General features: G+C 48.0%; 9 protein-coding genes. 4 read left to right on the top strand and 5 right to left on the bottom strand.

All coding sequences use genetic code 11. The features are described 5' to 3' along the window. Positions 1-802: 802 nt before the first annotated feature. Both acnA and F1593_RS06800 read left to right on the top strand, forming a co-directional pair. Entirely contained in the window at positions 803-3532 is a 2730-nt protein-coding gene (gene acnA, locus F1593_RS06805; RefSeq protein ID WP_149400804.1) for an aconitate hydratase AcnA, read from the top strand. Between the two features lie 459 nt (positions 3533-3991). Beyond that, positions 3992-4723 (top strand): nucleotidyl transferase family protein, encoded by a 732-nt coding sequence (locus tag F1593_RS06800; protein WP_172631921.1) that lies wholly within the window; start codon positions 3992-3994, stop codon positions 4721-4723. A gap of 67 nt (positions 4724-4790) precedes the next feature. Here F1593_RS06800 and F1593_RS06795 read toward each other — a convergent pair whose 3' ends face one another. Next, positions 4791-5480, bottom strand: coding sequence for an FHA domain-containing protein (locus F1593_RS06795; RefSeq protein ID WP_149400802.1), 690 nt, complete (start codon positions 5478-5480; stop codon positions 4791-4793). Positions 5481-5751: 271 nt separating this feature from the next. On the opposite strand from F1593_RS06795, the gene F1593_RS06790 reads away from it, so the two are divergent. Further along, entirely contained in the window at positions 5752-6141 is a 390-nt protein-coding gene (locus tag F1593_RS06790) for a Het-E N-terminal domain-containing protein (protein ID WP_149400801.1), read from the top strand. Positions 6142-6299: 158 nt separating this feature from the next. Here F1593_RS06790 and F1593_RS06785 read toward each other — a convergent pair whose 3' ends face one another. The 3 genes from F1593_RS06785 to F1593_RS06775 form a co-directional block, all read right to left on the bottom strand. Continuing rightward, complete coding sequence (locus F1593_RS06785) at positions 6300-9851, bottom strand: helicase-related protein (protein WP_149400800.1); 3552 nt, start codon at positions 9849-9851, stop codon at positions 6300-6302. Beyond that, on the bottom strand, positions 9848-14620 hold the full coding sequence (locus tag F1593_RS06780; protein WP_149400799.1) for an Eco57I restriction-modification methylase domain-containing protein: 4773 nt from the start codon (positions 14618-14620) through the stop codon (positions 9848-9850). The genes F1593_RS06785 and F1593_RS06780 overlap by 4 nt, the downstream gene beginning before the upstream one ends. A 203-nt stretch (positions 14621-14823) precedes the next feature. Further along, entirely contained in the window at positions 14824-18033 is a 3210-nt protein-coding gene (locus tag F1593_RS06775) for an NACHT domain-containing protein (protein WP_149400798.1), read from the bottom strand. A 281-nt stretch (positions 18034-18314) separates the two neighbouring features. Here F1593_RS06775 and F1593_RS06770 point away from each other — a divergent pair, with 281 nt between their 5' ends. After that, positions 18315-20081: a CocE/NonD family hydrolase gene (locus F1593_RS06770; protein WP_149400797.1), complete on the top strand. Its 1767-nt coding sequence runs from the start codon at positions 18315-18317 to the stop codon at positions 20079-20081. Positions 20082-20176: 95 nt separating this feature from the next. On the opposite strand, the gene F1593_RS06765 is transcribed toward F1593_RS06770, so the two are convergent. Continuing rightward, positions 20177-21574, bottom strand: coding sequence for a serine/threonine protein kinase (locus F1593_RS06765; RefSeq protein WP_149400796.1), 1398 nt, complete (start codon positions 21572-21574; stop codon positions 20177-20179). Positions 21575-21663 lie beyond the last annotated feature (89 nt).

Below are 21663 nucleotides of genomic sequence, written 5' to 3'. Positions count from 1 at the left end.
GAAATTATTACTGCTTTGTCAATAGAGAGAGAGTGCCCACTCTGACCTCTATGACAAGAGAATGGAGCACATCAGTATCATCATTTGCACATAGTGTATCACTGCTGAGCAACATGATGCTGTAAATTCTTCTCTCTTATCTCATCTTCTTCCTGCTCGACTGGCTTATAGCGAGTATCGAGCGCAATGTCCATTGACTTGCTGAAATGTTTCTTTTTATACCCCCATCAATAGATGACTTCGAATGGTTTTTTCCCTGTCCCTGCAATTTTTTCTCACAGCATTCAAAATAGAGTTTCTGCTATATATACGCTCATCACCACGCTTTTGCGCTATATATTTACCAATAAAGACGCAAGGATCGTTTTTCCTCCTCCACAAGTGAGGATCATGCTATCCTCTGTTTATAAAGACGGAAGGCGGAGCTTTCAGGATGTAACATAGTACCTCTGATTTCTATTGTTATAAAGCGTTTTATGCATTGCTCATCTATGCTGAAAAGGAAAAAGAAGAGATGGTTGGCTTCGCCCTCAATCATCTGGTTGGTCGTGAATGTAGGATCGGTGAGACGGTTTTGCGTGGGCTAGCTTTACATGGCACCTTACACTTGCTAAGATTTATTTTATATATATAGTATAGCTTGTTGGTACTCTCTGTATAGAGAAATGCATGCCTACAAAGATTCTGAGGATGCTATATAATAAGGACGGAATGTAAGCTGTTTGTACCTGTAGGTTTGGCTCGCGCAGGCTTTTGTGCAGTCATCTGTTCCCTACAAGAAGTATTCCTAAAAGGATCTGATATGACGACCTACAAAGATGTATTTGGTGCTCGCACGCCATTGGATGGTGTGGCGGGCACTATCTATTACTATCGCCTGGCGGCACTGACTGAGCGCGGTGTGCAAGGCCTTGAGCGACTTCCGTTTACTGTGAAAATCTTGTTGGAGAATTTGCTGCGTCACGCTGGTGATGAATTGGTGACGGAAGACGATGTACTGGCACTGGCTGCCTGGCAGCCCGGCACCGCATCCTCTAGTGAGGCCGAGTATCCTTTCTTGCCTGGACGTGTCCTGCTCCAGGACTTCACTGGTGTGCCTGCGGTTGCTGATCTGGCAGCGATGCGTTCAGCAGTTGCTCGTTTGAATGGTGATCCGCAGAAAATTAATCCGCTGGTGCCTGCCGATCTGGTGATCGACCATTCAGTCCAGGTGGATTCCTTTGGTTCGACACTGGCGTTTGCGCGGAATGTGGAGCGTGAATATGAGCGTAACAGTGAGCGTTATGGTTTGTTACGCTGGGGCCAGCAGGCGTTTCATAATTTCCGCGTGGTGCCTCCTGGCACTGGTATCGTTCACCAGGTGAACCTGGAATATCTGGCGTCGGTCGTGATGACCAGGGATGATGCTGGCGAGACAGTGGCATATCCAGATTCATTGGTGGGTACTGATTCACATACAACCATGATCAATGGCCTGGGTGTGCTGGGCTGGGGTGTGGGTGGTATTGAAGCTGAGGCCGTCCTATTGGGCCAGGCGCTCTATTTATTAACGCCAGAGGTGATCGGCGTACGCCTGACTGGAAAATTGCCAGAAGGCGCAACGGCGACCGACCTGGTATTGACTGTCACACAGATACTGCGCAAGCGCGGTGTGGTTTCAAAGTTTGTCGAATTTACTGGTCCTGGTCTCAGTCAGTTAGGTCTGGCTGATCGTGCTACCATCTCAAATATGTCGCCAGAATTTGGCGCGACTGCTACGCTGTTTCCAGTGGATGAGATTACCCTGCGCTATCTGCGCGATACCGGGCGTGATCCCGAGTTGATTAATCTCGTGGAGCGCTATACCAAAGCCCAGGGACTATTCCGTACCGATGATCAGCCTGAGCCCCGTTTCGATGATCTGTTAGAACTGGATCTGAGCACCATCGAACCCAGCCTGGCCGGTCCTCGCCGTCCACAGGATCGTGTGCCAATGAGCGCATTATCCCAGACATTCCGTAGCGCCTATGCTGATCGCTTTACTCTTGTTGAAACTGGTACTGGTGCCGCGACTGCGGTCGCCGAAAAACCTGCCACAACGATGGTTGATCTGGGTGGAGTACAGACGCATCTGACCAATGGTTCGGTCGCGATTGCTGCTATCACCAGTTGCACTAATACCTCAAATCCATCGGTGATGATCGCTGCTGGATTGGTTGCCAAACGTGCCGTTGAGCGAGGGCTTTCGGTCAATCCTGCCGTTAAGACCAGTCTGGCTCCAGGCTCGCGCGCCGTCATGGACTATCTAGAGAACGCGGAATTGGTACCTTATCTGGAGGCTCTGCGTTTCCATCTGGTCGGTTTTGGTTGTACCACCTGTATCGGGAATAGTGGCCCACTGGCCGAGCCGATCGCTGAAGCTGTACAGGATAATGACCTGATCGTGGCGGCTGTCTTGAGCGGGAACCGCAACTTTGAAGGTCGTATCCATCCCCAGGTGCGTGCAAGTTTCCTGGCCTCTCCCCCACTTGTTGTTGCCTATGCCCTGGCTGGTACGGTTGATATCGATCTGACAACTGATCCAATTGGAACTGATGCCAATGGTGATAAGGTTTATCTGCGTGATATCTGGCCGTCCCAGGAAGAGGTACGAGAACTGGTTGAGAAGGCTGTTACGCCAGCCGTGTTCTCGAAGAACTACGCCCATGTCTTTGAGGGTGACGAGCACTGGCAGGCACTCTCCAACTCGACTGGTCCCCTCTTTGATTGGGACCCCAATTCCACCTATATTCAAGAGCCGCCCTTCTTCAAGGATATTACGCCCGAGCCAGCCCCCTTGCATGACATCCAGGCAGCCCGTGTACTGGTGATGGTGGATGATTCAATCACCACGGACCATATCTCGCCCGCTGGCAGTTTCGCCGAGAAAAGTCCCGCCGGACAATATCTGGTAGAACATGGGGTAGCTCGACGTGATTTCAATACCTATGGTGCCCGTCGTGGCAATCATGAGGTGATGATTCGCGGCACCTTCGGCAATATCCGCCTGCGCAACCGTCTGGTGGAGGGTAAGGAAGGCTTCTATACCCGTCATCTGCCCGATGAAGCTGAGACCACCATCTATGATGCTTCCATGCAATATCAGCAGGATGGCGTTCCTTTGATCGTGCTCGCAGGCAAGGAATATGGTTCTGGTAGCTCACGCGACTGGGCTGCTAAAGGACCCCTGCTCCTTGGTATCCGTGCTGCTATCGCAGAGAGTTTTGAGCGTATCCACCGCAGCAATCTGGTCGGTATGGGAATTTTACCCTTGCAATTCCTGCCTGGTCAAAGTAAGGACACATTGGGCCTCACCGGACGTGAAACGTACGACATTCTGGGAATTGAACAGGGTTTGAAGCCGCGTCAGGAGATCACGGTCAACGTGACGCGTGAGGATGGCTCGACCTTCTCCTTCCAGACCATTGCCCGTCTCGATGGTGCAATTGATGTAATCTATTATGAGAACGGAGGTATCCTCCCAACCGTCCTCCGCCGTCTCTTACAAGCATAATGCAGAGGGTGCAGGAGACGGCAGTCCCGGCCGAGTGTGGGAAGTTTCCTCAATTTGCCCCTGTACCCCCTAAAGCGCATGCAGGGAGTGCAGGGGACGGCAGTCCCGGCCGAGTGTGGGAAGTTTCCTCAATTTGCCCCTGTACCCCCTAAAGTGCATGCAGGGGGTGCAGGGGGACCGCAGTCCCCCTGCCGGGGCGTGGGGTGTCCCCACTCCATTCCTTCTCCCTCCCCGCCGCAGGCGGCCTAAAAGAGGGTAGGAAAGCCCTGGCTTTCCTACCCTCTTGTGATATCTCTTGTCACACAATGATACAATGATGAGATCAGACTATGTTTGTCTTGCAACATCTGGAAGCGATGTCGAATTATGTATATCTCAGTTCAAATGCTTCAGCGTATGAAGCGTGTGCAATGTGTTCTTGATCAGTTGCATCCGTCTAATGAGGCGGAGGCGTTGTGTGTGCCTGGAACAGAGCCACCACACAATACCGTGATCGTCTTTACTGGCTCGTTTAATCCTCCCACAGTGGCGCATATTGCCTTGCTTAAACAGGCACAGCACTACATACAGGCACGGCATGGAATGCACCTCTATGCTGCTTTTAGTAAGCGTACCGTGGATAAAGAAGGCGTGGAGCGCCCGTTAATCCTGGACCGCATTACGTTGCTACAAAGCATTCTCCATAAACGGATGCCCCGGACCGGTATTCTCTTATTTAATCGTGGCCTCTACGTTGAGCAGGCGCAAGCGATACGCCGTACTTTTCCTCGCGTGAAGCGGGTACTTTTCTTGATGGGCTTTGATAAAATTGTCCAGATCTTTGATCCGCATTATTATGCTGATCGCGACGCCGCTCTAGAGGCTCTGTTCGCGCAGGCTGAATTATTGGTGGCGCCGCGCGGCAATGGGGGCGAAAAAGAGGTGGCGGAACTGCTTGAGCAGCCACAGAACAAGCGCTTTGCTCAGTATGTACATATGCAGCCCTTTGATTCCGTGTATCGGGATGTTTCTGCTACACAGGTGCGGCAAAGGGGAAGTCAGTACGAGCGCGATACACTACGGGAAGTACGTCGTTTTATGCATTATACCCGCGCTTATGCTCCTCCGATCAAGCGCCTGGATGGCAGTGAAGTTGATATTTACAAAGAGCGGGTGACATACCTGAGTCAGCGTCTGGGACCAGTTTCCTGAAAGATCCAGGGCGGCAGGTAGGCCGCTGTCAAAGCTAGAGAAGAGAAGCAGCATACCTATTCCGGCATCATACAGCAGAGAAGCGCAGCGCGAAGGTTGTATTGCCAATTTGAAGCACATCCCCTTCATGGAGTGTGCAATGGTTGATCGGCTTTCCGTTGACAAAAGTACCCGTCGCAGAGTGATTATCCACAATTTCATACTCACCATGGTTGACTTCATGAAGCGTTGCATGGTGACGACTGACCGTCAGATCCTCCAGGAAGATATCGCATTCGCGGCTACGTCCAATAATCATTTTGGGCAGGAGCTCAATGCTGTGCATCGTGCCTGGACTTTGGGTACCGGTGATGTGCAGACGGGCGATGGTAGTTGTGCTGGATGCTGGGGTCTTCCCGATATGTAATTCGCGTCCCCGTGACGAGGGTAATTGAAATGGACGCGTACCTTCGTTGGCAAAGAAGGTCATCTGCGTATTGCCGAATTGCAGTATATCGCCGCTATTCAACAGCTGTTCGCTGATCACCTGTTCATTGACAAAGCTGTCGTTACTCCCATGGTCATCGCGTAAAACATACCCATCGTGGGTAAACAAAATACGGGCCTGCTTGCGATGAACACTGATATCTTCTAAAAAGATATCGCTATCGCGGCTCCGGCCGATTGTTGTACACTCTTTCCACAATTCGATACGCTTGCCGACCAGAGAGCCTTTCTGAAGGACAAGGTATGCTCCCGATACTATTTCTTGTGGCATATGGCTCCACTCTATTTGCACGCGGATTGCAAGGATTATTTGTCGGGTTTTTCTCCCACTATTGGACTGAGTATAACGAATGCGATCAACGCATGTCAAGATGCATTGGCTAATAGAGTTGCTAGCCGCGCGTTCCGGTCGTCCTCCATTAATTGGTGATTAGCATAAATGGTTGTCAACCTTGCTTAAACTAATTGAGCAACATATACTGTATTGACAAGTTTGCTTATTCGTAATTTTACCAAAACGCATACATTATGGAGTAAAATACATGGATGCAAATACTCTTATTTTAACAGCGCTGGCAACAGGGGCTCAGGCATTTGCTACTGATGCCATTAAAGACGCATACCAGGGACTCAAAACTCTCATCCAACGCAAATTTGAACACAAACCCAAAGCTCAAGAAATCCTTGCAGACTATGAAGGCGATCCCGATATCTATCAAAAACCTCTTATGAAAGCCCTTCAACAAGAACAACTAGACCAGGATCCCGACGTTATCCAGGCCGCCCAACGCGTTATGCAACTCGTCCAACCCCAGCAAGCCTCCATGGGCAAATACAACATCCAGATCACTGGAGATGTCCATGGCTACGCTCAGGGCGATAACCAGAATGTCACAATGAATTTTGGCTCTACGCCCCAAAAAAACAAGTAACGGCACCTACATAAAAAATGGGGAGAGACATACGCATATCTCATGTATAACTCTTCCCTCGACAAAAAACAGAGCTAGATGACACCCAACCAAACAACTCACAATGCCCATTAGCAAAAAAATATACGTGCTGATCCTCATGAAGCTTGTGAGCTCGATTACCAGATGTATTCAAAACAGATGAGTTTAAGATCCTCTCGTTTGAGCCTGTTCTTTTGTGTTGGTTCCTCGTTTTCTTTTCCCTTTGGTTCGCTTATTTCTCCGATGTTCCTGGCTGCCTGCAAAAGTTCTTCGAGGTTTCTATTTCGTTTGAAGAGATCATAAGCTTTCTTCAGGCTCTTGATGTAAACACGAGGTTGCGGCGCTTGCAGTCGTTGCAGCGCTTCGAGAATCTCGGCTCGCTTATCTATAGATTGAGTAAGATAAACGCTCAAAATTTGAGTAACTGCCTGTTGGCTAGGATCAAGTTGACGCGGTGCTTCTTCACGGGCAACTTGTTCTGCCGCGTGGCGCATGATCGAATCTATCACTTTTTCCTGTAATGTGAAGATGTTAATTTCGTCGGCAATTGGCATGAAGCGTGGCGTATCAGGCTCACATTGAATACGGTTAGTGATCAGATAACGATTCTCTTCTATTTCACCACCCTGATGGTGTTGGCTAATATCGATATAACGCCAGAAGTGCTGACGTTTTACTTCTTTACTTTCCTTGCCACTTTTGCTCTGGCCGTTCAGTCGCGGCTTTTTTTCTTTGGTAGTGAAATAGAAAAAAACGCCCTTCGCTCCCTGACCCATAAGACCGCTGTGAATACCATCGGGTAGCAATTCGAGATGCTGGCGCATCCCTTTGTCGAGTAAATCCTTGAGGCTCTGTAAGAGAAATTCGCTGCTGACCAACTCTGCAAATTGTTCCTGCTCTTCGACTACTCCGTTATCCTCACCTTCAATGCGCTTTAAGGTATTGAAGTTCTGGGGATGAGCAACTTCACCAAGAATACTGGCGTCAAGCAGACCGTTGCGATCAATTTCTGAGATTTTGAGTGAGAGGCTCTCAACGAGACCCAGCAAATGTTCCAGGCCATCATCAGGAAACATGTTCATCACCCACAATGTCTCAAAGCTCGTGCCGAGACGATCGATACGGCCTGCGCGCTGAATCATGCGCGTGGGATTCCAGTGCAGGTCATAGTTGATGAGGATACCACAATCTTGTAAGTTCTGGCCCTCGGAAAGCACATCAGTTGAGATGAGAATGTCTATCTCTTGATCTGTGCCAATAATATCGTCACGTTTGTTGATACGTGGAGCAAAGCATGTGACCAATTTAGCACGTTCACGAGCGTCTGCGCTGCTATCCATGCGGCGAATAGTGGGATCACCAAGCAGGTGCCGCCATGCCACCACGGAAGGATTATTGCTACATAATTGCTGTGTTACGTAACGGGCGGTATCTTTGTAATAGGTGAATATAAGGATCTTTTTTCCCTTGAGGTCGCCTGCCAATAACTCTTTTAGTTGATTAAGCTTGGCATCTTGACCTGGCGTAATCACGTTAATATGCTGCCATATTTCGCGTAGAGCAGTGACATCTTTGCGCAGGTCGCTCTTCAGCCGTTTGAGATCGTATTGAGCGGAGTCGAGTTTGGGTAGCTTCTCGATAAACTGGCTGGCCTCGGCATGGGAGTCAATATCGTCGGCGCGAGAATCTGGAATCGTGGCATCATCCTCTTCGTCTTCACGCTCCAGGAAACGTAGCGCCTTCTGAAAATGAGCACTATCCAGAACTTTGCCCGCGTTGATATAGCTTTCAAAGGTCTCTAGAAATTCGAGGGCACGCCGTACACTGATACGAAAAGCTTCGATACTGCTCTCGAAGCGTTTAAGGTAGCGACTCTTAAAAATACCTGCCAGAGCCTCTTCACGCCCTTCTTCAAAGGTGTCACGCTCAATGCCTTTTCTTTTGTAGGTTTCAAGACGATATGGGGCCAGTCGCAAACCTTCAATCTGATCCACAACACGATTATAGATGCCCTCGTAGGTGTCTTCAAGCTGGTAGCGAATCGTTCGCAGCTTGCGCTCTGGCCAGCGAATAGGCTCACCTTTGATGAGCGCGTCAGGATAGGTCTTCTTGATGAAGGGACGGGTACGGCGCACTACAACCTCTTCCAGTAGATTGAAAAGGGCGACGCTGCTCTCTTGTTGACGAGTATTGCGGCGTGCGGCGGCGAAGTAGCTTTTGAGATCACCAATCCCGGCTGTGGCAAAATAACTGAGGTCGCCACCTGTGAAGAGATTGATCTGATTGTAAAGATCAAAGACGCTGTTATTAATGGGCGTAGCGGTAAGTAAGATCAGTTTTTTGCGTGTGCCACTATTCGCACCCCGACGTTGGTTAGCCGCAAGCAAGCGCTCAAGATTTTCATAACGGCGTGTGGTATGATTACGGAAGTTGTGGCTCTCATCGATCAGGACGATGTCAGCATCATGAATGTCGTAGAAGTCAAAGCTTTCACGTCCCAGTGCCTCCTGAGTGATGACACGAGCCGAGATACCCGCGCTGAACAGTTCATCGTGCCACATTTTTTGCAGGGCTGCGGGACAGATGACAAGCGCTTTATAGCGACGATGATAGGCATAATCTTCGAGCAGCTTTTTCCCAATCCAGGTCTTACCAAGGCCCACGCTGTCAGCTATCATTACTCCATCATAACGCTCAAGGATGCGGCGCGCTTTCTTGACTGCGTCCTCCTGGAACTCGCTTAATTCGACGGCGGAACGTATGCCGTTGTTCGTATCGTTCTCGCTCTCTACCTCGTCGCGGAAGTATTCGAAGATGGCTTTCATATAGATTTGATAGGGGGTATATTCTTTGCGTCCAAATTTGGAGGAGTTGAGCAGGTCGATCAAATCATCTTTGAAGTCGCTGGCCTCATTCCAACTATCCTCATACCAGGTATTAAGCTGATGCATAGCGAGGAGGCCTGGTATGTTTGCTGCGCGCATTCTTTGATCGTCAGGTAGGGCGGCAAGTTGCTGGCGTTCGGATTTTTCGATGATGCCGAGCATTCTTTTCGGGGCGACCTCTTGCTCGTCGAGGGTGGCGCGGTGAACCAGATTCAACTCACGACTGGCATAGAGACCGGCGCGGGTGAAATTGGAGGAGCCGACAATGGCGGTCTGAGGAGAGAAGCGTAGAAAGTCGCTATCGCCGTAGAAAAGATAGCACTTGGCATGGAGAAAGCTCTTTGTGTAATGACGTACCAGCACATTATCCTGGCGCAGGAAGGCGATTAGATCCTCTATCAGGCGCAGCGTCTTCTCATTAAAGCTCTCCTCTGACAGTTCACGGATCAAGCCTTTGATCGGCTTCTCTGCTTTCTCAGTCAGACCAATATCGCTGCCGCTCTCCAGATCATCTCCGAGCAGCAGGCGAAAGGTTCCCAGGGCCGTGATGGCCGGGGCAAGCAGATTCCAGCCTCCCACATTAAAATAAGCCGTAGCGATATCCAGGGCATGGCCCTGATGGCGTTGTAAGAGTCGGGAGAGCACTTCGCTCATATAGGCGTGCTGATTGTCTATCACAAAGGGAAGATCAGGCAAAAGCTCATCGTGTGACCACAGACTACTCTGTTGCATCTTCGTATCCAGTGCCTCTGACGCGGTTTCAGGATAGGTACGCTGCTTCTCGTCTGACTCATCATAGCTCATTGGACGCTTCCTTCCACCACGCGAATCTCATCCTCTGTCAGTCCGTAAAGCTTATAGACAATCTGATCGATTAATGTATCAGTCTGTTTGAGTTGCTTCTTCATCGGGAGTACCTGAGTCAAATTGGCTCGGTAACGGTCCTGAATCTCTAGCCACTTGCTTGACGTGAAGGGTAGCAGATAGCGCTTCTTATTCTCTTGCAAGATACGCTCCAATGCTTCCACGCTCAGTGCATCCTCGCCCTTCTGATAATCGCCAGGATAGTTGAGCAGATCACTCTTATGCGTCAATGCATCAATGCCTACCTTACCACTCTTAGGATCAGGCTGCGGCTGGATACGCAGATACTCTGCCAACCAGTCCAGAAACTCCCGCTGTAATGCCCGCTTCTCTTTATTAAGACGCAGCATATCATCGGTTAGCAATACCAACAGGTCATGTATCACATCAGACTCTTCTGGCTCCTTCGCCAGATGTTGATCTACCGAACTGAGAATGCTTTGCTGACCACTGAGATTGGAAACATAACTCTCATAGAGCTTTTGCGCTTGTCGCCTATGAAATTCTCGCAAATGCTCCGACTTGGCAAAGTTGATACGGCGAATGGGGAAGGCTTCTATATCAGTTATTTTTAGCTGCGCAAATGCATCGCCTATATTGTCTAACATAGATTGGTTATAATAATCAATTAGCCTAGAATTAATAAGAGCTAAGAGATACTTGGTTGTTAAATCTCTTTTAGGCAGAATGACATAGAGATTTTTTATTGCAAACAATTGTCGGTTGTCTAAGCCAGCTAAAATTTTACTACCAGTCCTTCTAAGCAGAATTTTTTCGTCAACCTTGTACATTTTAATGTCAGCATTGCTTTTTAACTCTTTAGGGACAAACTTTACATAGTTCCCCGACCATTCACTATAATATCTACCCACGTCCGTCCCCATTAATATTTCCTGATAGCTATCTGTTAACTTTTCATCGGATATGTATTTCTGATTATCTCTTGTCTCGATACCTCTATAAACAGTGAATGAAGATGAGAGTGGTTCAGAAAATTTCTTTAACGAATCCACATCACTTTTTCGCCGAAATAAATAAAAGCCACTTTCAATGTTATTTATAATATCTTGATAAAAAAGGTTATTTGGAAGTAACTGTATTTTGTCTGATTCGCTCCTATTTGCTAATTTTATCTGATAATTCATAAAACGAGTTTCTTTTTTTGATATGAATATGCTAGTTTCGACTACCTCTTTAAATACACCAAATCCAAGATTTGCTATTTGCAAGATCTTCCCTTGATGCATCATAAGCTTTCTCAGATTTGAAAGGTATGTATTGGTTAACCATAGAGATGGAATGATATAACTAACGAAGCCACTAGATTTACAAACGGAAAATCCTTTTTCAATCATCAAGGCGAAAAGGTTAGGATTATATTGAGAGGAATTATAATTTGCATTGAAATGTTTGATTAAATCTTGTCCAACCTGAGATTTGATGAGAACTCTATATGGTGGATTACTAATAACAGAATCAAATCCTCCAGATTCCTCCGGTTTTCTTCCTTTTTCATCAAAAAAGACATCAGGGAACTCTAACTCCCAATGGAAAAATTTGTTCTTTTCTAACTGTGCAATCACTTGTGCTGATTCCATGGCTTCTATATCTATTTGATTCATATTATTATATATCTGCTGAATCATATCTTTTAAATAAATTTTTACCGTAAGTTGAGCGCCTTTATTCCCAAAGTGCTCACTTGTCCATACATTCATTATATTTTTATATGGATCAATTTTCTTTGCGTATTCAGCATAAAATAATTTCGAAGCTTTAATATCTTCTATTGATATATCAAATTTTTTACTAAGATTTATTATTGCATTGGCACCGTTAGCTATATCTGAGTATTGGTTTCCCCAAAGGCTATCTTTTAGAACTCCTTCTATAGTAAGAGAATCAGTACCTATCAGCGAATTTCCACATTTTAAGTGATGATCTAAGAAAGAGAGAGGAGCACCGACTGTAAAGCTGTCAAGCCAGACGCTGACCTTGGCAAGTTCGACGGCCATAGGATTGAGATCGACACCATAGACGCAGCGTTTGAGAATCTGGCGTTTGAGCAGGTTGATGTCAGTTAATTTATTGCGGTCGATGAATACGTTTTGTATCTCCATCTCTTCGAGGATAGAAGTACGGATCGCTTTGAGCGCTTCGGTGACGGGATTGAGAGGAATACGGTTCAGGAAAGCCAGCATACGGCGTGTGATAAAGTCGACCGTCTCGACCAAAAAGTGTCCACTGCCCATCGCTGGATCCAGCACCTTGATATCAAAAAACTCATCCACTAAAGCCTGATTGACCAAACTTTTGTCCAGAGTATTTCTTTTATGATTGGGATCCCCTAATGCTTTATTGCGCTTTATACTGTTTCTTAATTTATTCTCCTGGTCACGAAACCTGGGTAAGATCTGTATTTCTTTCTCGTCCATGATCGGTCCCACGGTCTGGGCTACGATATACTCGACAATGTAGTCGGGAGTATAGTAGCTGCCACTGGTTTTCCGCTCGTGGTGATCGTTCTCGATATAGACGGTATTGCGTGGAATAAGTGGCGTCTTGCCAGACTTATATAGACCGCTTTTGATGGCTTCAGTAAAGGTAATAATCTTGTTCCCTTTGACCTCGACCATCTCTTCTAGCGCCAGACGTAGCTTGAATTCCAGCAACCCTTCATAAATACTGCCGAGCTGGCGTACACCCAGACTCTTATAATCAATCATGACAAGAGCATCTGAGCGATTACTATCTTTATCCCGTGTAAGCAGATCCAATCCTGTAACCAGTGCCTGATCATTGATCTGATGCTGCTTTAAAATCTCCTCTGGCGTGGCCTGCGCGATCAGCGGAAACCCCTCTGTATCCATCCCTCTGAAGTTGCGTTCCGCAACCTCGGTCTGGAAGAGTCCACCGTTATAGACCGGAATATTCCATTCCTCATTTCCTTTATCGATGGCCTTAAACAGGGCTTGCAACTGCTCATAGTAGTCGTAGCGATCAGTCTTATATTTATCCAACTTGTCATAAGCCTGAGCGCGGTTATTCTTAAGCTCATCCGCAATCTTGCGCTTCATCTGGCTCAGGCTATGAGTACGATAGCCATGTTGTTCATAGATCGGCAACAGGCTACGGCTCTCTGCGTAGAGCAGGAAGAGCAAACGATACAGGAAAGTGAGCGTTGCATCGAAAAAGGGTTTGAGCAGGCGCTGTTGCTGCTGTTCATCATAGATTGAAAGATCTAGTGGTAGTGTTCCTTTTGCGCGGGCTGAGGCCACCAGCCCACCTGCGAAATGAGCAAAGACCTCATCAAAGATCATCTTCTTCAGCGAGTCGCCCAGTTTAATCGCATACTCGGTACTCTCATGCAACACATAATCCAGGAATGTTTGCTCTTCTTTGTAATCATCGTAATTGCGTAGCACAAAAGCCTGTGCCCGAAAAAAGAGCCAGAAATAGCGGAAAGCATCCTTGGCCTCTTGTGGATTATCACGCGAGATTGCCAGGGTATCTTCCAGATCGATTTCATAATAGTTCGTAGCGCGATTATGCGCCTTTGCTGAATAAAGCCGCCAAATCTTGCCATTGGTCAGAATAGCCCAATTGACCTGCTGCTCTGGCTGCTGATCAAACAATGACACAATCGCCGCGCCAGGATTCTCGAAGTCGGTGGAATTGAGATCAAGGGCATCCTCATTATCCCCATTGAAGACATCCGCCTTATCTGAATAACCATCCAGATTGCGATTCCATTCGTAGGCCAGACAAACACTCATCTTGTTTTGTTCTTTATCAATGGGCTGACCTTCTGCTCGTCGAGGCAACCGACTCGAAAAGAGCACATAGTCAGGCAAACGTTGCCCGGTTGTCGTACGTGGACTACGCTCTATAGTATAGTCAAAGCCCAGCGTACGTAGTGTTTCATCGAGTAAACGTTCACGTAACACGCTAGCTGGTTGACCAGCCAATGCATCCCCAGCCTCCTCATATGCCTGCTTGAGCTTATTCCAGGCGCGTGTGAAATTAGCATCATGCTCAACATCTTTCCATGGCTGCTTCTCGCGTAAAGTCGAGTTCAGATAATAGTCTGAAAAGAGTGCCCGGTTGGTAAAATAATCCTCGCTCCATTCGGCCACATCAAAGGCACTACTTAAAACCGCACGTTGTGTAATGACAGGGCGCTCGGCAGGCCAGAAAAAGCGATTGAGAACGCGTACAACCTTATCAGAAATATCGGTGCGCGAGAACGATAGTGAGCGGAACTGTGCTGGAGCCGAACTAGTAGCCAGACCTGGCAGGGGTTGCTGTAACGCCGCTGCTGCGCTAGCGTGGCGATCAACATAGACGATCTCAATTTCATTAAAAATCGGGTCAGCGAGGATCACCAGAAATTCGCCATTGAGCTTGACCAGATCTTTAAAGATCTGCTTTGCCAGTGTCTGTGTCACAGTCGGTAAGAGATAGAGGTAGACAGTAAACTCTCCCATCATGTCTTTGCGTTGGGCCACTCGAAAGAGCTTGATGCCTTGCTGAGAGAAAGCATGACGAGGATGGAGTTCCTGTAAGAGGGATTTTAGCTCAATTTCTGAGAGTACGTTCGCAGAATGCTTATCAAAGCCGAGGGAAGAGAAAAAATCGGCGCACAGCTTGTCAGAAGAGATTTGCCGAACGTTAGCCTTGGTGACAACAAATGTGGCATTTTGTGGCATTGCTATCAGCTCGAATTTCTATGTAGTTCTGCTCTATAAAGCGACAAGTTTATCATGTATATCAATATAGGCAAAAGGTTAACATTATTGCATATTATTGTCAATAGTATTAATAAGTAGTTGATAGTATCAGTCTATTGTTAAAAGTAATAGTATATAATTGATAGTAACAACAGAGTGCCGATGGTAGAATAACTTATCAATTAACGTTTGATTAAACGGAAGCGAGCGCTCCCTGGCACCTCCTCGATAACGGTCAGGCCGCTACGTCGGCATACCTGATAAAGTGCCATATGAATATCATTCGCAATATCTGAGCGTGGCAAGCTATCTAGCAGTTTTTGAGCAACACGCCTGCCGTTTGCATGGCGAGCAATGACCCTGGCAATCTGTTGACGCACCTCGCTCATCATTGTTCGTTGCGTGAGCAAATCAATGAGTTGTAAAAAGAATTCCGTCGTGAAGAGTCTGGTTGTCTCCTCCAGACGTTGAGCAATAAACGTACGGAGCTTTGGCACCAGCTCTCTGCCCCCCAATAGATGAAGTAACACGTCTGAATTGAGCGTCGTAATCAGAACATCAACCAGACGGCCCAATGTCTGATCGTAATCTATCGAATAGGTACTATTTTGCACCGAGAGCATTCGATTTATCTCCTCAAGCATTGCTTGCAGGCGTGAGGGAACAATAGGATCGTTGAGCATGCCAAGCGTAGTACAAACCTCTCTCCTTTTGTCTCCCCCTGCACTTAGCAGGGGTAGCAGGCGTCCTACCTGTTGCAAGGCGGGCGTGTAATGCGTATCCCCAATTGCTCTCAGCACCTCAATCTTGATGCTATTGTCAGGTGCACTGTGTGTATATTCAGGCCAGGGATCATCAATAGGTTCACAGACATAGCGCTTTACCAGCGTAGCGCGTATCTCATCATTGGCAATCTTAAACAGGGTATAGACAAGGGAACTCTGCGCCTCGATGTCCAACCACTCATAGGTAAGCACTTCCCAGAGTTTCTCTTGCAGTGATGGATCATCCAATGCTCTCAGACACATGGCAATACTTCGTTGGGACTCTGCTGTCAGATTTTTATCCGCAAGCAATCCCGTGAGGCGTTCAGGAATGGTTGGATCGCCATGAATGATCAATCCTGTCATACAATCCAGGCTAAATTCTGTATTCTTTGTCAGCAATCCACCAATCAGAAATGGGATAACGCTGCTATGACCTGTATACCCAAGCGCTACAGGTATCCACCCGTTAACAGCTTGATCGATAGGATTTCTGGATAGATTCATAATATATTGAATGGTGGATTCACCACCGACTAATGCCATGATAGAAGCAAGATTGATTCCCGTGTCAGCAATAGTGTGCAGAGCAGGACGCGTGAAGAACGAGTAGATGTCTGGCAGCAGAGAGCTATCGCAGAGCCGACTTAATGTGGCTTCCAACAAATCGGCGTCATAATAAGCAAGCCAGAGAAACTGGCCCTGGCTCAGCATATTTAATAGTGGTCGCGCTAACACTGGAGCACCAGCGCGATTGATGGCATAGAGCACATCTAATTTGCGCTCTGCATCTCCGATTCTAAGTGCAGAGAGGATGAGCTTATTAACTGGCCCGATGGTGCTCTCCGTATTACCAATCTCAGCCAGTGCCTCGGCACATCGCTGGCGCGGAATCGCGTAGCGGCTATCCTGTATCATTTCAAAGAGTTTCTCTGGAATCTCTTCCGCCATCTCTTTATATGTGCGCAGTCGCGGTCGTGTGGCCAGACAATGACCTGCCAGCACCAATCTGCTTGCGAAGATATCCTCCTGGTACTGTCCATCTTTTTGTTCCTGGCTTAAGTGCCACAGCAGAGGGCCCGCATCAGCCAATTGAGGTACCATCAACAGCGTCACTTCATACCACCAGGGATCGCCAAGATGATCAAAAATTGTGTCACTCTTCCCTTTGAAGTGGGTAGCCGTCAAGTATTCCTGGATTGTAAGATGCAGAAAGCTGTAGTAGCCAGTCTCAGTTTCGTGTAGGAGACTATTGTCCCCAGTGATCGCCTTCAGGGTCTTCATTGCCTCATCAGCCTCGGACAGATCTGCGTAGCGCATAATTTGTCCCACTAGTTGTTGCTCACTGAAGGTGCGCTGGCCCCGTTGATGAAAATGGGCCGCGAGCTGGACTAACAAAGATAGTTGTTGATGCGCATCCAACACTTGAAAACGTTCTCTTTGTTGGTCTCTATCCCAGCGTTGCAGTAGCATGTCTACACATTGCTCGTATAGCTCGGCGCGGCTACCTGGCAACTGATATTGATGGCTTTCATAAGTACGCACAATCAAGTAGAGGAGCAGGGGATTAGCCGCCAGCGCTTGGATACGCGGCTTATTTTTGAGTTCAGCAATCAAACTTTGGCCCTGCGTGCGACGTTGCACATCGTCAGAATGATCGAACCATTTAAGGATAAAGCGTTCGATATCTCGTGGCAAAAAGTCTACTATTTCTAGTTCGGTGAACAGCCTTAACCGACGATGCGCAAAATAGCCTGCTCGACGTGCCGTCACCATCACGTAAGCCTGAGGAAAACGACTGGCTAAGCGATCAATAGCCTCAGCAATACGTTTTTGAGAAGCACGAGCCTCATCCTCTGTTTCACCGATAATAGTCTCATCCAATGCATCCAGCAAAAAAAATGCGTTGCCATCGGTAAGCTGCTGGCTTATAAAGGGAGTAATATCCGCTAAAGACAGGCCATAGGCTTTTTGATAGGAATGTAAAATGTAGTCAAATAAGTTTTCGCATTGTGCCTGTGCAGCTTCATGGAGATTGAGAAAGATGGGCAAGCCAGGGAGGCCATGTGCCTTGCCTTGCAACGCCAAAATAGCCAGCCGCTTGAGGAGAGTCGTTTTACCTGATCCTGAATCACCCAATACAACGCAGCGTTGGTAATGGTGTAATGCCTGTGCAGGCTCAATCGCTGTGTTGTTGCTCTGCTCAAGCCTGTTCTGCTGCTGTTGCATCACCGTTAGTGGATCCTGAGTCCCTTTCGGTTGCTCTGATGTTTTCTCGCTATGGCGGCTTTGAATTTTATGGAGGCGCACATGCACATAGAGATCTGACACTTGCATCGGACTGCTCATGCCCGGCATTTTCATACTATTGAGGCCAGGATCATTCAAGAGTTTCTCTCGATAGATTGCTGCCAGCTCTTCGGGCGATGGGGTTGCTATATTCAGTCTTTCTGGCGTATGTTCATTACCATTGTAGTTGTTTGTCGTATTGTTGAAGTTTTGGGTTACATTGTTATGTTGTCCAATAGTTGTTCCTTGCGCCTCATTCAGCTCGGTTTCGAAATGTTTGTTGGATTGTTGCTCCGGCCCAGGCGTCATCTGCTGGTGGTTTGTTCCATCATTCCCCATACATATCAACTTCCCTTTATTTGCATCCTTGTCAAGAGAGTATCTTTATTGGATAATTATTCTGTTTAAGATGTAAAAAATTATAATATGACATAAGAAAATAGTCAATGTAGATAGCCACTTTGGAGCATGTCACAAGAGAAATGGTGTGAGTAAAAAAATGAATACATAAAGGAATAGCCGCTGCCAGGGGATATAATATGTTTGTTGCATATGTTTGTTCTATCTTCTTGATGGGACACGCGACTTTCTATCGAGCTAACAGGCAAAGGAGTGCTTTTATGTCCAAACATATTGTAGTGGAATTTGATGTGCCAGCTCAGATGCGCGATGGCGTGACATTACGTGCGAATGTTTATCGACCCTCCGGCGAGGGGCGTTGGCCTGTCCTTTTGACGCGTTTGCCGTATGGAAAAGACTTTCCCAATGCGGCTGGCGTATTAGATCCCATTGTGGCGGCACGCCGTGGCTATGTGGTGATTGTACAGGATACACGCGGGCGTTTCGCATCTGAAGGCGAATGGGACCCTATGCGCAATGAGGCCCTGGATGGCGTGGATACAATCTCCTGGGCGGCTGAATTGCCGTATAGCAACGGATCTGTGGGCATGTTCGGTGCCTCTTACTATGGTTTTACGCAATGGGCCGCCGCCGTACATAATCCTCCTGCGTTAAAAGTCATGGCTCCCTATATTACCTTTGATACCCCTTTGAATGGTCTGATGTTCCGTGGTGGTGCGTTAGAATTTGGTTTGCAGGTTGCCTGGCATCTCGCCATGGGTGCCAATGTACTGGTGCGCAGGCATGCCGGGGAGACCGATCCAATGGTCCTAGGACGAGATTTCTCTATCTGGTCAAAGACTATGGATGCTTTAGGTGAACAGGGTTACTGGTCATTGCCGCTGCGGGCACTGGCACCTCTCAAATTACAGGATGTTGCTCCGAGCTTCTTTGAATCCATTGAGACGCCGATGGATCGAGAACAACTGGAGCCAATCACGATTTTGGGCAAGCATGAGCAGGTGACTGTGCCAGCCTTTAATATTGGTGGCTGGTACGATATCTTCTTGCAGGGAACATTGGAAAATTTTCAGATTATGCGCGAGCGTGGAAGCACCCCGGAAGCCCGTCAGAGTAAGCTCTTAATCGGTCCCTGGGTCCATGGGGGCAATTCTAATCCCGTTGGTGAGGTGAACTTTGGCTTCGCCTCTACGCCCGCTCTGATCAATCTCCAGAGTGATGTCATAAGCATGCAGTTGCGCTGGTTTGATCACTTTTTGCAGGATAAGCAGGATAACGGCGTTTTGGACGAAGCCCCGATCAAGCTCTTTGTGATGGGCACAAATGTCTGGCGCGATGAGTATGAGTGGCCGCTGGCTCGTGCGGTAGAGACACGCTATTATTTGCATAGCGGCGGACAGGCCAATACTCTGACGGGCGATGGCTCTTTGAGCACTACCACACCTGAGCAGGAGCAGGAGGATCACTTTGATTATGATCCTGCGCATCCTGTCATGACGCGGGGCGGTGCCTTATTAATGACCCCGGAGTATCCCGCCGGTCCTTTCGATCAGCGACCCACCGAGCAGCGCTCGGATGTCCTGGTCTATAGTACCGAGATCCTGACAGAGGCCGTTGAGGTCACAGGTCCTATTTCAGTGCGACTATGGGCTATCTCTAGCGCGCCGGATACTGACTTCGTGGCGCGCCTGGTGGATGTGTATCCTGATGGCTCTGCACGTAATCTGACGGACGGAATTATCCGTGCCCGCTATCGCAATTTTACGGCTGGTGAAGCGCCTTCCTTACTGGAGCCAGGTCAGGCTTATGAATATACCATTGATTTATGGGCAACCAGTAATGTATTCCAGGCTGGCCATCGTATCCGCCTGGATATCACCAGCAGCAATTTCCCGCGTTGGGATCGCAATCCTAATACCGGCCATGATCTGGGTGTGGATAGTGAACTGGCGGTGGCGCATCAGACTATCCTGCATGATGCCGCCCATCCCTCGTTTGTCTCCTTGCCATTGATCCCGCTGGCTTGATTGATATGCCGGGATCTGTATAACTGTAACGCAGCATACTACTGAAGAGTAGCATGGCCTGTTGGTAATTTGAGATAGAATGCTACTCTTCTTTTCTATCGTCCATGCAAGACGATAAGCATGGTTGTTAAGATACCAACTGCCATCAGTAATAGGATAACAATGCCCAGCAGAATAAATGAGAGCGTGGGCGAGAGACGCATCAGACGCAATGGAATGGTTTTCTGTAGTTCAGTTAACGTTGGTATCGCTGAAAACAAGGTTGGATGATCGGCAATGATCTTGCCCTTGTTGTCAGGCCGTTGCTCTAATAGTCGCTGTTTCGTTTTTTCGGGTTCTTCCATAACCGCTACCTGTGCGACGGCGCGTCTTTCCGCTGTTGCCAGTAAAGGGGCCTGACGCAGCATTTTATTATCCCCTGGCACTGCTACGGTAACCACTTCGCGGGGTTTGTGGATCGCAAACGATCTGATCTCCTTGCTGGTTTCGCGTTGAATTGTAGCTGGTCGTGCGCTTCTATGCTGGGTTTGACGCGTCAGCAAGGCTGGTTGGAGAGCCTCATCGTAGGCGTGGGCAAATGACAGGATATTTGGATAACGCTGTTCCGGTTTTTTTGCCAGGGCGCGTAGAAAGACATCATCGAGCTCCCGGGGAATCGTCGGATTAAATTTGCTGGGTGGCTCCGGTGGTGTGTGATGGTGATGATGCAGTAACTGTGCCGCTGTACCTTCAAAGACCGCTCGTCCGGTCATCAATTGATACATCATCACGGCCAGCGCGTATTGGTCAGCGTACGGACCGACATGGACGGAACTGGCGAGTGAAGGATCATCAAATTGTTCGGGGGCCATATAGAGTGGCGTACCTACCGAGCGATGGAGCGAGCGACCGGCGCGATAAAAAGAAGCCAGCCCGAAATCTGCCAGCAATAAATGTGGTCGTCCATGTGGAAAAATATTTGCCAGATAGGCATATTGTTCTTCTCTTAACGGACCGCGCTCGACGCGAATCAAAAAATTCGTCGGTTTAATATCGCGGTGAATAATTCCATGATCATGAGCATATTGCAGTGCTGAAGCAGCTTGTAAGAGATAATAGCCTGCTTCTTCGGCTGAAATAGGCCAGCCAAAGCCAAATTGTTGTGTTCGCTGCTGTAACCAGTTCCAGAGTGAGCCCTCAGAAATATAAGGCATCACCAGATAGGTAATGGGTCCTGTACCGGCATCGAGCGTTTCCTCGCCAAAGTGATAGAGCGGCAAAATATGTTCATGTTCCAATTCGGCTACGGCCCGCGCCTCTCGTTCGAAACGCTGTGCGGCCTGTTTCCCTTCCGGGGTATTGGGGACCGAACGCAAATCTCCACAGACAACTTTAATTGCCACCCGACGCCCGATGCGTGCGTGTTGAGCCAGGTAGATGTCACCCATACCACCACTCTCAATGAGCCGTTGTAAGCGGTACCCACCAAGATGTTTCCCCACCAACATATTCATCTTTGATCCCTCGTGATGTTTAAGACGGCGAGAGCAGCATACTGCAGAATTATAGGCATACTCTCAACCAATGAATTATACTCATCTTC

Source organism: Dictyobacter arantiisoli (assembly GCF_008326305.1).
GTDB classification, from domain to species: Bacteria; Chloroflexota; Ktedonobacteria; order Ktedonobacterales; family Ktedonobacteraceae; genus Dictyobacter; species Dictyobacter arantiisoli.
This window is presented reverse-complemented; position numbering and strand designations above follow the sequence as displayed.